Raw genomic sequence first — 12,373 nt, 5'->3', positions numbered from 1 at the left:
CTAGGCCGGAAACCAGTTGCGCTGGGGCAGAGACTGCACGACCGGCCCAGGCACCTGGTCGTGCAGCCGGCCGACGACGTTGCCGCCTTCGATCTTGGCGGGGCGGTCGTGGACCGGCAGCAGATAGCGCGAATTGCTGAGCAGCTTTTTGATGGCGGCCTTCTCGGCCCGCTTGGTGGTGCCGTGGTTGCCAGTGGTGCGCGGCTCCCAGTCGTGGATCTCGTTGAAGGGCGTCACGATCTGGTCGTTGAAATCATAGATGACGTCGCCGCAGATGGTGGCGATGCCGTCGGCCGTTTCGACGATGATATTCATCGATCCCTCGGTATGCGCATTCGCGGCGTCGCAGTAGACACCCGGCATCAACTCGATGGGACCTGTGATCTCGAGGTCGAGAAAGCGCAGCGCACTCTTGGTGTGCAGACGGTCGATCAGATGCTTGATATCCGGTGCCGGATATTGCGGATGCATCAGGCCGGACACAGAATATTCAAGCTCCCGACGGTTGAGGACGACGGTCGTGTTCATCGGAAACAGATCGTCCTTGCCGGCGTGGTCGATGTGCAGATGGGTGTGGCAGACGAAACGCACATCGCCCATCCGCACGCCGTGCCGCGCAAGCTGGTTCTCGATCATGTGCTCGTGATACTGCAGGCCGCGCATCCCCAGCGTTTCCATGATCTGGTTGGAACGGTAACCGGTGTCTACCACGACCGGATACTTGCCGCCGAGGATCAGGAAACCGAGGGTGAGGACGCGGCGGGTGCGGCCGCAATCGCGGCCGAGAACCAAAAAGCTCGATTCCAGCTCAATATCGCCATAGTCCAAAATCTTGATCTCCAGCGGCATTCCGTCCCTCCCTGTGTCCGTTCTCGTTGTTTCCTCGGCGCTCAGACCCGATAGACGCGCATAGCGGTGGTCTTGAAAATGGCTTCGCGCTGATCATCGCGTAGCGGCGCCGCGGCGGCACGGAATGCATCGATCAACGCGCGATAGCTGGTCCACAATTTCTCGATCGGAAAATTCGAGCCGAACAGGCAGCGTTCGGCGCCGAAGATCGCAATCGTATCGGTCAGGACGGATGCGATATGCGCGGGGTCGTTGCGGTGGATGAAGGTTCCGAGCCCCGATAGTTTCGACACGACGTTCGGGCATGCGGCGAGGCGGGCCATCCCGGCGCGCCACGCGGCGCGGCCTGCCGGTGAAAGGTCCTCCAGCATGCCGGCGTGCTGGAGGATAAAGGTCACCTTCGGGCAGGATTCCGCAAGGCGCGCAGCGTCAGGCATCTGTGGCGTGAACACCTGAAGCTCAAAGCTCCAGCCATAATCCGCAAGGCGGGCGATATTGCGCTGGATCACGGGATCGGTGCAAAGGTCCGGCCGCGCGGCAAAGCGATAAAGCGGGTTCTCGTGCCAATGCAGTTGCATGCGAACGCCGCGTACGAGGGCATAACGCTTCAGGCGGTCGAGCTGTGGACGCACGTCGTCCACCGAAAAGTCGGCGTAAGCTACGATGGCATGCGGCCAGCCGTGCTCCTCGGCGGTCTGCTGCACCCAAGCGGCCTCGTCCTCGAAGCGGTCATTGGCCCAGTTGGTCTGGACATAGACCGAGCGGGTAACGCCGCTGCCCTCGATGTCGCCGAGATATTCCTCGATCGGGTAATCGCGCCGGATCGGCTCGTACGGACCGAAGATGCGCGGCTGCATCGGACCCACCAGCCAGGGCAGGTCGGTCTGGCGCCAGATATGATGGTGCCCATCGACGACGTCGGTCACGCAGCTCTCCTTTGTCCCAGCGCCAGCACATGCGCGACGATCGACGCGCTCGAGCCACCATCGACGAGGTCGTCGACGAAGCGTTCGATCGCGACCAGCGCTTCGGTCTGCGGGCGAAAGTCGGGACCAGCCGCGAGCGGTGTCAGCCAGCTCACGCGCCACGCACGGCGCGATAGTTTCGCGACCGCATCGCGCAGCGCATCGGGTTCGCCCCGTTCCAGGCCGTCGGAAACGATGATCACGGCAGCGCCCCGCGCGTATCCACCGAAGCGGGGCACGGCGAGAAACGCCTGAAGCGCATCGCCGATTCGGGTGCCGCCGTCCCAGTCGCTGACCGCATGGGCCGCCGCCCTGAGCGCCTGCTCTCGGCGTTTGAGTCGCAACGGGCGGGTGATGCGGGTCAGCCGCGTGCCGAAGGTGAAGACCTCGACGCTGGGCGCCGCCTGCACCAACGTGTGCGCGAACTTCATATTCTCTTCGGTGCGGGTCTTCATCGAGCCGGAGACGTCAATCAGAAGCAACATCTTGCGTGGGCGCTGCCGCCGCTTCAAACGCCCCAGCCGGAGAATTTCGCCATCGCTGCGAACGGAGTCGCGCAGGGTGCGGCGCAAATCGGCGTAGGGTCCGCTGCGAGCCCGCATGCGGCGATGGCCGCGCCGCTTCGGCAGGCGCCTCGGCGCCTCGCGGGACAGCCGGCGCAGCGCATCGGTGGTCGAGAGCTGCGCAAAGCGGCGCTCGACCAGGGTTTCGGCGCGCGCAGCTGCGAGACCGGACTCGTTGGCCTCGTCCGACAACAGCGGCTCGTCGTTTCCACGGGCCTCCTCTTGCAGCCGAACAGTCTCGTCGTCCTCACCGTCATCGACGCGCTCGATTGCCTCGTTTCCGCGAAAGTGCAGATCGAACAGCCGGTCGAACGTTGCGCGACGCTCCGGTGGAGGAGCCAGTGTTGCGAGGGCTGCCTGCCGAATGTCCTCCAGGCTGCGGGGACCGAGCAACTGGATTGCGGCAAGGAACGACGTCGTCTGTTCCGGTGCGACGGCAAATCCGTTCGTTCGCAACAAGCCGACGAACGAGATGAATACACGCGCAGCGCGCGGCAGTTCGGGTTCGGCGCTCATGCAGAGGCCTCCGCCAGCAGGGCATCGAGGCGCGGCGAAATGAAGTGCAGATCCTCCTCGTCTTTCAAGGCAACGCCGATCGAGCGCCTGAAGGCATCAGGCCACCGTGCGCCGCCCTTGTGCAGCAGCGTGGCGGCCTCGGCCCAGTCGACGGCCTCGGCGATCCCGGGCGCCTTGCTGAGTGGTTCGCGTCGCAGCTTCTCGACGGCGGCGACGACGGCCCGCGCGGTCCCCTCGGCGACGCTGGAGGCCCGCATCATCACGATGCGCGCTTCGCGCTCGGCGGAGGGATAGTCGATCCAGTGATAGACGCATCGCCTCCGCAACGCTTCATGAAGATCCCGCGTGCGGTTCGAGGTCAGGACGACAACCGGGCGCTCAGAGGCGCGAACCGTACCGCGCTCCGGAATCGAGATCTGGAAGTCGGACAGGAACTCGAGCAGGAAGGCTTCGAATTCTTGGTCGGCGCGGTCGATTTCGTCGATCAGCAGCACAGTTGAGTCAGGTGCGCGCAGCGTCGCCAGCATCGGTCGCTCGATTAAAAACGTTTCGCCGTAGATGTCGACGCTCTCATCGCCGGCCTGGCGGATTGCGAGCATCTGGCGCGGATAGTTCCATTCGTAGAGTGCGGCAGATGCGTCGATGCCTTCGTAGCATTGCAGGCGGATCAGGCGGCGGCCGAGGACCGCGGCAATGGCTTTGGCGGCCTCGGTCTTGCCGACGCCCGGCGCGCCCTCGAGCAGCAATGGCTTGCCGAGTGCCAGCCCGAGATAGGCTGCGGTCGCCAGCCCCTCGTCGGCAAGGTAATAGGCTGCCCGAAGCGCTTTCTCCAGTGCCTCTGGGCTGTCGATGCCGACGATGTTGCTGCGGACGGCCATCGAGACCTCAGCGCCGCGCCTGAGGGCGCGCGCCGCCCTCGGCCTTGATCGCGCGCAGCACCTTCTCCGGCGTAATCGGCAGATCGTCGATGCGCACGCCGACGGCGTTGAAGATGGCGTTCGCAACGGCCGGCAATACGGGATTCGCGCACATTTCGCCGGGCCCCTTGGCGCCGAAGGGGCCATCGGGAGCGGGGCGTTCCAATACGGCGATGTCGTGCGGGCAGATATCGCCAGGACCGGGCATGACATATTCGACGAAGTCGCGAGGGCCGTGGACCGGGTCGGGATAATAGGGTTCTGGCGTCTCGTAGAGCGTGTGACTGACGCCCATCCAGGCGCCGCCGACGAGCTGTTGCTCGACCAGGCGCGGGTTGAGCGCACGGCCGAGCTCATAGGCAGAATCCATGCGGATCATCGTGACCTCGCCGGTCTCGTCGTCAACCTCGACCTCGGCGACGAGACAGGCATGGGCGTAACAGGTCGCCGGCGACATCTCGCCGGTTTCCGGATCGACATTGGACAGAGGAACCAGGAAGATGCCGCGGCCGGCGATGGTCTTGCCCTGCTTGAACTGCGCGGCGATGGCGACGTCCTTGGTGGAGATCGAGCGGTGCGGCGCGCCCTTGACGTGGATGTTGCCACGTCCGTCGGTTTCGAGATCGGCGGCGTTGACCTCGAGTTCTTCTGCGGCCGCCTCCATCATCACGCCGCGCGCCTCGCGCGCCGCCGCCATCACTGCATTGCCGACGCGATGGGTGCCGCGCGAGGCGAACGAGCCCATGCAATGCGGGCCAGTATCGGAATCGGCGGTATCGACATAGACGTCCTCGACGGGTACGCCGAGCGTCTCTGCGCAAATCTGCCGCGTGACCGACTTCATGCCTTGGCCGAGGTCGATCGAGGACAGCGCTACGGTGAACTTGCCGCTTGGATTGGAATGAACCAGGGCTTGGCTGGGATCGCCGCCGAGGTTCATGCCGATGGGATAGTTGACCGACGCGATGCCGCGTCCGCGATGTCGCGTCATCTCAACGCCTCCTGGTGCCGAACACGGATGAGAATCGGCCCGCCCCATGCGAGGGCGATGTTGGTCGCGGTGGCGATGGCGGTGGCGGCGCGGGCGGTGGGGGCTCGCGCGGGGGTTCGCGCGACGCGGCCGTTGGCAGGCGATCATAGCTCGTGCGCTGCTGCGCCGGCGCGGTCGTCCGTACGTGGATGTCGGCAGGCGTCCGCGGGATGGCAGCGCGGCTGCCGCCTCCGTCTTTGCGGGAGGAGGCGCGCTTGAACTCGTCGCGGATCGGCCATTTGGCTTTCTCGGCCGCGACCTGGACGCACTCGATCAGCGCCGTGTTCTTGGCCTCGCGCCGATGCGCCTTCATGTCGCCGTCGCGATAGGCATTGAGGATGCGGAACTCCATCGGGTCCATGCCGACGAGGTTCGCGAGCTTGTCCATCTGGCATTCGATCGCAAAGTCCATGGCGGTGACGCCGAAGCCGCGCATCGCGGTTGCAGGCGTACGGTTGGTGAAGACGCAGTAGACGTCGCCATAGACGTTCGGGATGGTGTAGGGTCCTGGCAGATGGGCTGCGCATTTCACCGCTGCATAACTGGAGAGCCGCGTATATGCGCCGCTGTCGAAATATGCGCGGATCTTTCTCGCGACGACGCGGCCATCGCGCATCACGCCGTCCTTGATGTAGATGCGCTCGGCGCCGCGCGGCGGGCCGTATTGCATCTCTTCTTCGCGTCCGAACACGTAGCGCACGGGACGTCCCGTCAGCATCGCACCCAGGATGCATAACGGTTCGGTCAGCGTGTCGACCTTGCCGCCAAAGCCGCCGCCGACGGTGCCGCCAATGAAATGGAAGGTGTTGGAAGGGACGTCGAGGATCTTGGCGCAGGTGTCGACCGACAAGAACAGCGCCTGCGTCGACGTATAGACGACATAGCGCCCGTTGGTGTCGGGCGCCGCGATCGACCCATTGGTTTCGGTCGGCGCGTGCTCGATTGGTGACATCTGGTAGCGTTGTTCAAGCACGTGATCGGCGGTCGCGAGTGCGGCATCGGCATCGCCGAAGCGGAGCTTTTGGTGGTCGTATGTGTCGTGATAAATGAAGGCATTCTTCGGATAGGTATCGTTGACGACGGGCGCGCCGGCCTTCAGCGCATCTTCCACGTCGAACACGGTTGGCAATGGCTCATAGTCGATCCGCACCTTTGCGATCGCCTCGAACGCCTCGCGCTCGCTGTCGGCGACGATGGCCAGGATCGGCTCACCCTTGTAGCGGACCTTGTCGACGGCCAGCGATGGTTCGTCGTCCTTGCCGAAATTGATCAGGCTCAAAAGTGTGTTGAGGTTGCGGGGCACGTCGGAGCCGCGGATGATCCGGCGCACGCCGGCTGAGCGCTCGGCGTCCGCGGTATCGATCCGCCGGATCCTTGCATGCGAATGGGTCGAGCGAACGACTTTCAGGTGCAGCATGCCCTGGAGCTTGTGGTCGTTGAAATAGCTCGAGGTGCCCGTGACATGGCCAAGCATGTCCTGGCGCTGTGTGCCCTTGCCGATCTCGTTGAGATTATCGTCGCGCTCGTCGGCGAAGATGTCCTTGCGTAGTTCCAGCATGATCTGGTCCTTCAGGCGCTCACCCTGCCGCCGGAGGCGGCGAGGATGGCGTTGATGATCGGCTCGTAGCCGGTGCAGCGGCAGATGTTGCCGGAGATCGCCTCCACGATCTCGGCGCGGCTCGGGGAGGGATTGCGGTCGAGCAGCGCCTTGGCAGCCATCAGCATGCCCGGCGTGCAATAGCCGCACTGGGCAGCAAAATTCTCGGCGAAGGCGCGCTGCAGCGGATGGAGGTTCGGTCCCTGCTTCAGGCTATCCAGCGTCTCGACAGAGCGGCCGGCGACGGTCTCGGCCAGCGTCAGACAGGAGAGATGGAGCTCGCCGTCGATCAGGACGCTACACGTGCCGCAGCCCCCTTGGCCGCAGCCGAATTTCGGCGTCATGTCGCCGATCAATTCGCGAAGCGCGACGAGCAGGTTGGTGCCGCCATCGACGAAAATGGCGACATCGCTGCCATTGTGACGAAATTGCAGGGCAGTCTTGGCCATACGATCTATTCCTGACCCAAGAGAAGACGACGCAGATGGACGCCGACGATCTCGCGGCGGTACCAGGCGCTGCCGAGCGCGTTGTCGGAGGGCGATGTTCCTTCCGCCGCTGCGGAGGCTGCGGCCGCAACGGTCGCGGCATCGAGCGAGCGACCTTCCAGAGCGCGTTCGGCCGCCCGCGCACGTATTTGCGTCGGCGCCATCGATCCCAATGCGATTCGTGCCCCGGCGACCCGCCCGCCACTGATGGGCAGATGTGCGGCGAGCGTGATGACCGAGCCGCCCTTGGGCTTGATCCGTGCGATCTTGCGGTAGCGAAAAGCCTCCGCGCTAGTCGGTCGCGTGCATGACACCGACAGCACGAGCGCGCCCGCCTGCCTTTCACGTGACTGCAAAAACTCCTCAATTGGAATGTCGCGCGATCCAAAGCCGCCTTGCAGGGCCACCGTGGCATCGAGCGCAAGCAGGGCGACGGTGAAATCGCCATAGGGATTAGGCGCAAACAGATTGCCGCCCACCGTACCCATGTTGCGCACCGCCGGGCCGCCAATCGAGCGGGCAGGGGCGTGCAGGAAAGCGAGGTCACGCTCGCCCAGAATCCGGGCGAAAGTTACGCCAGCACCCAAGGTGATCCGCGGACCAGATGGGTCGATGCGCGTCAAGGCTTGGTCATTGGCGCGCACGATGGTCGAGAGCGAGATATCGCCTTCGTTCAGAGCGCGCATCACGAGCGTGCCGCCACCGAGATAGCGAGCGGTGCGATCGGACGACAGCGCGGCGGCGGCCTCGCTCGAGCTTGTGAAGGTCTTCACCGTCACAGTCATGTTGACACAGCCTCCTTGAGGTGTCGGCGGATCGCTACGAATCCCGCTTGGTAGATATCTTCCGCGACCATGTGGGTGATACGATCCTTGTCCTCCGGCCGCGTCGAGAAGCGCGATTCCCAGTGCCAGAAGGTACGGTCGCCGTCCGTCACGGGCAGCAGGCGGACGTGGGCTACGTAGTTGAACATCGGGACCGGCGTATCGAGCAGGCAGTAGCTGAAGGTCTGCTCCAGATCCGACAGCGTCAGCAATTGCTCGCGCAGCTCCGAGCCGTCCTGCAGCTTGAACCGCCTGACGCAGCCGATCTTGTCCGAGGCCTGCGCCCGCTCGATGGTGGAGGCCGCGACCGCCGGATGCCAGCGATCGTGCCCGTTGAAATCGCGCAGCACCGCCCACACGGACCCGGTCGGCGCATCCAGGATCGTGCTCTTGACGATATGCGGCACTGCGCTCAGCCTCCGAACTGGCGTTTGAGGGCGTCGAAGCCGCCCTGGAACACGCCGCCGCCGATATTCGCGACAAGCTCCGCCTCCCGCTCGGGTGCGCATTCGAACTCAGCGGTCCATTCCATGAAGGTCTGGTCGCCATCCGTGACCGGCGTCAGCCGAAGCGTCGCGACGTAGTCCTCGACCCCCATCGGGGATTCGAGGATCGAGTAGGTGCAGAACATGTCGTAATCGGACAGGCCAAGCAGCTTTTCCCGGATGCGATCGCCGTTGCGGAGGCGAAAATCCCTGACGCAGCCGATCTTGTCGGAGGGCTCGCCACCCTCGATGCGGCTTTCCGCAATCGCGGGATGCCAGTTCGGCAGACCGTTGAAGTCGCGCACTCGCGCCCAGACGCGATCGTTGCGCGCCTTGACGACGGTCGAGACGTAGACGCGGGCCATGGTGCGACCTCAGCTCTTCTTTCGGGGGCTGCGCTCGGCGGGCGGCTCGCCGTCGGCTGCAGGCGAGGGTGCAGCGGCTGGCTTCTCGCCACCGCCGCCGCTCTTGCGCGCGGAGTCCTTGATGCCCTGCATGTCGCGAGCTTCCCGGATCAGGCCTGGCATCTTGGCGAGGCTGCCACCTTCGACGCCGATGTCCGCCAGAAGCGAATCGATCAGCGGCGCCTGGACGCGGTAGCGCAGCGCCGAGTCGATCACCTCGTCGGTGGCGCTACGGCCGCCATTCCCGCCATGGCCGTTGCCGTTGAGACCATCGACTTGCAGGATGCGGATGCCCTCGATCTTCTCCATCGGCTTGACGCTCTCACGGACGATGCCCTCGATGCGGTCGAGCAGCTTTCTACGGAATAGCGAGTAGCGCGCCTGGTCGGTCAGCACGTTCTCGGCCTCGTTGAGCATACGCTGCGCCTCGGCCTCGACTGCAGCGCGGATCCGTTCGGCTTCCGCGGCAATTCGCGTCTCCTCGGCCTGCTTCTCGGCGATCAGGATCTCCACGGTCTTGCGACGCTTCGCGATCTCGCTCTCGCGCGCGGTTATGACGCGCTCGGTGGCTTCAGTGGCATGCACCCGCGCTTCCTCAGCCGAGGCCTTGGCCGCGGATTCCTCCAGCGACTTGAGGTGGATAGCAATCGCCTTTTCCATCAAGACGGTCTCGACCTCCTTCTCGCGATTGATTTCGAGCTTGCGCAACTCGCGCTCGCGGCCGATGCGGGCCTCGTCGAGGCCGCGATCGGAGGCGATGCGGGAGCGCTCAACCTCTTCCCGCGCGGCAATCTCGGCTTCCTGGAGCGACTGGACGCGAGCGACTTCGAGCTGTTCGATCGAACGGCGGCGCTCGATTCGCGCCGCCTCTAGCGCATGCTCGCGCGAGACGTCGGTGGTCTCGACCTCCTTGCGCGCGACAATCTCGGCCTGCCTGACCTGGCGGTCGGCGTCGATGCGCTCGGACTTCTTGGTCGAGAGCGCGATGACGCGGTCCTCATCCGCGATCTCGATCGCCTTCTTGTGCTCGATATTGAGGACTTCGCGCTTCTTGGAGGACGTGATCCGCTCGGCCTCGAGCGCGAGATCGACGCCGATGCGCTGGCGCTCGATGGCGTCGCGGCGCTTCAACTCGGCCGCCTCGAGCACGGCTGAGCGCTCGATCTCGAGCGCGCGTGTGTCACGCTCGGCCTGGATACGCTCGGCTGCAACGGACTTCTCCTGCGCGATCCGGGCGGCTTCGATGGCTTCCCGCGAGGCAATGTCGGCTTCCTCGACGGCGCGGTTGCGGGCGATTTCCAGCGACCGCACGCGCTCTTGCTGGGTGATGCGGGCAGCTTCGGTGGCTTCGCGCGCCGCGACCTCTGCGACTTCCAGCGTCTGATTTCGCTCGATTTCCAACTGCCGGGTATTCTGCTCGACCGCGATGCGCTCGACGGCGAGCCTGTGCTCCCGGTCGATTCGCGCCGCCTCGACCGCGCGCTGCGCCTCAATCTCGGCTTCCTGGATGTTACGCACCTGCTGGATCTCCAGCGCACGGGTGCGCTCATCGGATGCGATGCGCTCGACATTGACAATCATGGTCTGGGCGATGCGGGCCTTTTCGGTCGTCTCGCGGGCAGCAATCTCGGCTTCGTCCACGGCGCGGGTCCGGTCGATCTCGCGGCGCCGGGTCTCCTCTTCGTTAGCGATGCGGGCGTCGGTCACGACGCGGTCCTGCTGGATACGCGCTTTCTCGATCGCTTCGCGGGCGGTGATCTCGGCTTCCTCGACGGTCCGCATCCGCTCGATTTCGCGCTGGCGCACCTCGCGCTCGGAAGCGATGCGGCTGGTATCGATCGAGCGCTGGTTGGCGATCCGGGCTTTTTCGATTTCCTCCCGTGCGAGCAGTTCCTTCTCCTCGATGGTGCGGGTGCGCTCGATCTCCCGCTGGCGGGTCTCACGCTCCGAGGCGATACGGGCTTCGGCGATCGCCTGGTCGTTGGCGATTCGCGCCTTCTCGATGGTTTCACGGGCGGAAATCTGCGCCTGCTCAGCTTCGGTCTCGCGCAGGGCCCGTTCGCGTGCGACCTCGGTGCGTTGCAGGGCGCGGCGCATCTCGATGTCACGCTCCTGTTCGAGGCGCGCCGTCTCGCTTTCGCGTTCGATCTCGAGAGCCTGCCGCTCGGCCTCCAGGTTGCGGGAGCGGATCTTGATCATCGAATCCTGCTCGATGTCGTTGCGCAGTTTGCGCTTGGCCTCGATGTCCTCCATCAGGCGGGTCAGACCTTCGGCGTCGAAGCGGTTCGAGGGGTTGAAGAATTCGAGATCGGTCTGGTCGAGATCGGTGATCGCGACTGATTCCAGCTCGAGCCCGTTCTGGGCGAGGGCCTCTGCGGCGTTCGCCTTGAGGCGGGCGACGTACTCACCGCGCTGCTCGTGCATCTGCTCGAGGGTCATCTCCGAGGCAACGGAACGAATGGCCGAGATGAATTTGCCGGCGAGGAGGGCGTGGAGCTGTTCGGGCTCCATGGTGCGGCGGCCGAGTGTGGCGGCCGCGATAGACACGGCTTCGCGGGTCGCCTGCACGCGGACATAGAAATCGGCCTCGATGTCGACGCGCATGCGGTCACGGGTGATCACGGCGTCCTGGCGGGAGCGCACGATGCCCATCGGCTGCACGTTCATGTTGACGGGCGTGTAGTCGTGGATGAACGGCAGCACGAAGGCGCCGCCGTTGATCACAACGCGCTCGCCGAGCAGGCCGGTCCGGACGAATGAGGTCTCCTTGGACGAGCGGTGATAGAGCCAGTTCACGATGTAGACGCCGACCACGATCACCACGACGGCGACGATCAGCCAGAGGATCAATTCACCGACCAGAGTCCCTGACATGTTTCTCTCCCTCGACCTTTCGGCGTTATCGCGCGCCGATCGCCTTGAATTTGCGAACCTGATCCGTCAGCGCCCGCTCGACCGGCAGCCGTTCCATTGAGGAGGCGCCGTAGAAGCCGTGGCAGTTGCGTGTGTTCCTCATGATGAAATCGGCATCGTCCGGATCGGAGATTGGTCCGCCGTGAGCGAGCACCAGAATGTCCGGATTGACGCCGAGCGCGGCGGAGGCCCAGGTGTCGATGTGCGCTGGGCAATCGGTCAGCTTGAGTGCGGTCTGCGCGCCGATGCTGCCCCCGGTCGTCAGGCCCAGATGACAGACGATGATATCCGCGCCTGCGATCGCCATCGCGGCAGCTTCCTTCTCGCTAAAGACGTAGGGCGTCGTCAGCAGGTCCTTCTCGCGCGCCTTTGCGATCATGTCGATCTCGAGGGCATAGGACATACCGGTCTCTTCGAGATTGGCGCGGAACACGCCGTCGATAAGGCCGACGGTCGGAAAGTTTTGTACGCCAGCGAATCCGAGCGCTTTCAATTGGTCCAGGAAAAGATCCATGTCGCGGAACGGATCCGTGCCATTGACGCCGGCGAGCACTGGCGTCCTGGTCACCACGGGCAGCACTTCGCCGGCCATCTCCAGCACGATGGCGTTGGCGTCGCCGTAAGCCATCAATCCCGCGAGCGAGCCTCGGCCGGCCATGCGGTAGCGGCCGGAATTGTAGACGACGATGAGGTCGACACCGCCGGCCTCCTCGCACTTGGCCGACAGGCCGGTGCCGGCGCCGCCGCCGACGATGGGCTCGCCGCGCCTTGCCATCTCGCGGAAGCGATTCAACAGTGCAGCGCGTTCAAACCGGGCCATCG

At 64.8% G+C, this 12,373-nt stretch carries 12 protein-coding genes; all 12 read right to left on the bottom strand.

Features of this window, described 5'->3' with window-relative positions:
• Genes IVB07_RS24660 through IVB07_RS24605 form a run of 12 tightly spaced genes read right to left on the bottom strand, consistent with a single transcriptional unit; the run spans position 1 to position 12,371 of the window.
• Complete coding sequence (locus tag IVB07_RS24660; RefSeq protein ID WP_007593031.1) at positions 1-849, bottom strand: MBL fold metallo-hydrolase; 849 nt, start codon at positions 847-849, stop codon at positions 1-3.
• A 41-nt stretch (positions 850-890) separates the two neighbouring features.
• The gene (locus IVB07_RS24655; RefSeq protein ID WP_247766707.1) at positions 891-1,775 is read right to left on the bottom strand and encodes an amidohydrolase family protein; all 885 of its coding nucleotides are present in this window, start codon (positions 1,773-1,775) and stop codon (positions 891-893) included.
• The gene (locus tag IVB07_RS24650; RefSeq protein ID WP_247766705.1) at positions 1,772-2,893 is read right to left on the bottom strand and encodes a VWA domain-containing protein; all 1,122 of its coding nucleotides are present in this window, start codon (positions 2,891-2,893) and stop codon (positions 1,772-1,774) included. The genes IVB07_RS24655 and IVB07_RS24650 overlap by 4 nt, the downstream gene beginning before the upstream one ends.
• Positions 2,890-3,771: a MoxR family ATPase gene (locus IVB07_RS24645; protein ID WP_018458729.1), complete on the bottom strand. Its 882-nt coding sequence runs from the start codon at positions 3,769-3,771 to the stop codon at positions 2,890-2,892. The genes IVB07_RS24650 and IVB07_RS24645 overlap by 4 nt, the downstream gene beginning before the upstream one ends.
• Before the next feature lie 7 nt (positions 3,772-3,778).
• Complete coding sequence (locus IVB07_RS24640) at positions 3,779-4,801, bottom strand: molybdopterin cofactor-binding domain-containing protein (protein ID WP_018458730.1); 1,023 nt, start codon at positions 4,799-4,801, stop codon at positions 3,779-3,781.
• Between the two features lies 1 nt (position 4,802).
• The gene (locus IVB07_RS24635; protein ID WP_247766704.1) at positions 4,803-6,398 is read right to left on the bottom strand and encodes a molybdopterin cofactor-binding domain-containing protein; all 1,596 of its coding nucleotides are present in this window, start codon (positions 6,396-6,398) and stop codon (positions 4,803-4,805) included.
• Positions 6,399-6,409: 11 nt separating this feature from the next.
• Positions 6,410-6,886 carry a (2Fe-2S)-binding protein gene (locus IVB07_RS24630; protein WP_007593025.1) on the bottom strand — a complete coding sequence of 159 codons (477 nt, stop codon included), beginning with the start codon at positions 6,884-6,886 and terminating at the stop codon, positions 6,410-6,412.
• 5 nt (positions 6,887-6,891) lie between these two features.
• Positions 6,892-7,710, bottom strand: coding sequence for an FAD binding domain-containing protein (locus IVB07_RS24625; RefSeq protein ID WP_018458732.1), 819 nt, complete (start codon positions 7,708-7,710; stop codon positions 6,892-6,894).
• Complete coding sequence (locus IVB07_RS24620) at positions 7,707-8,156, bottom strand: SRPBCC family protein (protein WP_018458733.1); 450 nt, start codon at positions 8,154-8,156, stop codon at positions 7,707-7,709. The genes IVB07_RS24625 and IVB07_RS24620 overlap by 4 nt, the downstream gene beginning before the upstream one ends.
• Positions 8,157-8,161: 5 nt before the next feature.
• The gene (locus tag IVB07_RS24615; RefSeq protein ID WP_018458734.1) at positions 8,162-8,599 is read right to left on the bottom strand and encodes an SRPBCC family protein; all 438 of its coding nucleotides are present in this window, start codon (positions 8,597-8,599) and stop codon (positions 8,162-8,164) included.
• 9 nt (positions 8,600-8,608) lie between these two features.
• Entirely contained in the window at positions 8,609-11,512 is a 2,904-nt protein-coding gene (locus IVB07_RS24610) for a flotillin family protein (protein WP_026233647.1), read from the bottom strand.
• 25 nt (positions 11,513-11,537) lie between these two features.
• Complete coding sequence (locus IVB07_RS24605; RefSeq protein WP_018458736.1) at positions 11,538-12,371, bottom strand: phosphoenolpyruvate hydrolase family protein; 834 nt, start codon at positions 12,369-12,371, stop codon at positions 11,538-11,540.
• Positions 12,372-12,373: the final 2 nt, after the last annotated feature.

It is taken from the genome of Bradyrhizobium sp. 172 (assembly GCF_023101065.1).
In the GTDB taxonomy this organism is placed as follows: Bacteria; Pseudomonadota; Alphaproteobacteria; order Rhizobiales; family Xanthobacteraceae; genus Bradyrhizobium; species Bradyrhizobium canariense_D.
Note: the sequence above shows the minus strand (reverse complement) of the source record. Positions and strands in the feature narration are given on the sequence as shown.

What these genes read in the sequence shown, in the direction of transcription:
- IVB07_RS24660 (WP_007593031.1), bottom strand. Translation starts at nt 849, where the DNA reads ATGCCGCTGGAGATCAAGATTTTGGACTATGGCGATATTGAGCTGGAA.
- IVB07_RS24650 (WP_247766705.1), bottom strand. Translation starts at nt 2,893, where the DNA reads ATGAGCGCCGAACCCGAACTGCCGCGCGCTGCGCGTGTATTCATCTCG.
- IVB07_RS24645 (WP_018458729.1), bottom strand. Translation starts at nt 3,771, where the DNA reads ATGGCCGTCCGCAGCAACATCGTCGGCATCGACAGCCCAGAGGCACTG.
- IVB07_RS24640 (WP_018458730.1), bottom strand. Translation starts at nt 4,801, where the DNA reads ATGACGCGACATCGCGGACGCGGCATCGCGTCGGTCAACTATCCCATC.
- IVB07_RS24635 (WP_247766704.1), bottom strand. Translation starts at nt 6,398, where the DNA reads ATGCTGGAACTACGCAAGGACATCTTCGCCGACGAGCGCGACGATAAT.
- IVB07_RS24630 (WP_007593025.1), bottom strand. Translation starts at nt 6,886, where the DNA reads ATGGCCAAGACTGCCCTGCAATTTCGTCACAATGGCAGCGATGTCGCC.
- IVB07_RS24625 (WP_018458732.1), bottom strand. Translation starts at nt 7,710, where the DNA reads ATGACTGTGACGGTGAAGACCTTCACAAGCTCGAGCGAGGCCGCCGCC.
- IVB07_RS24615 (WP_018458734.1), bottom strand. Translation starts at nt 8,599, where the DNA reads ATGGCCCGCGTCTACGTCTCGACCGTCGTCAAGGCGCGCAACGATCGC.
- IVB07_RS24610 (WP_026233647.1), bottom strand. Translation starts at nt 11,512, where the DNA reads ATGTCAGGGACTCTGGTCGGTGAATTGATCCTCTGGCTGATCGTCGCC.
- IVB07_RS24605 (WP_018458736.1), bottom strand. Translation starts at nt 12,371, where the DNA reads ATGGCCCGGTTTGAACGCGCTGCACTGTTGAATCGCTTCCGCGAGATG.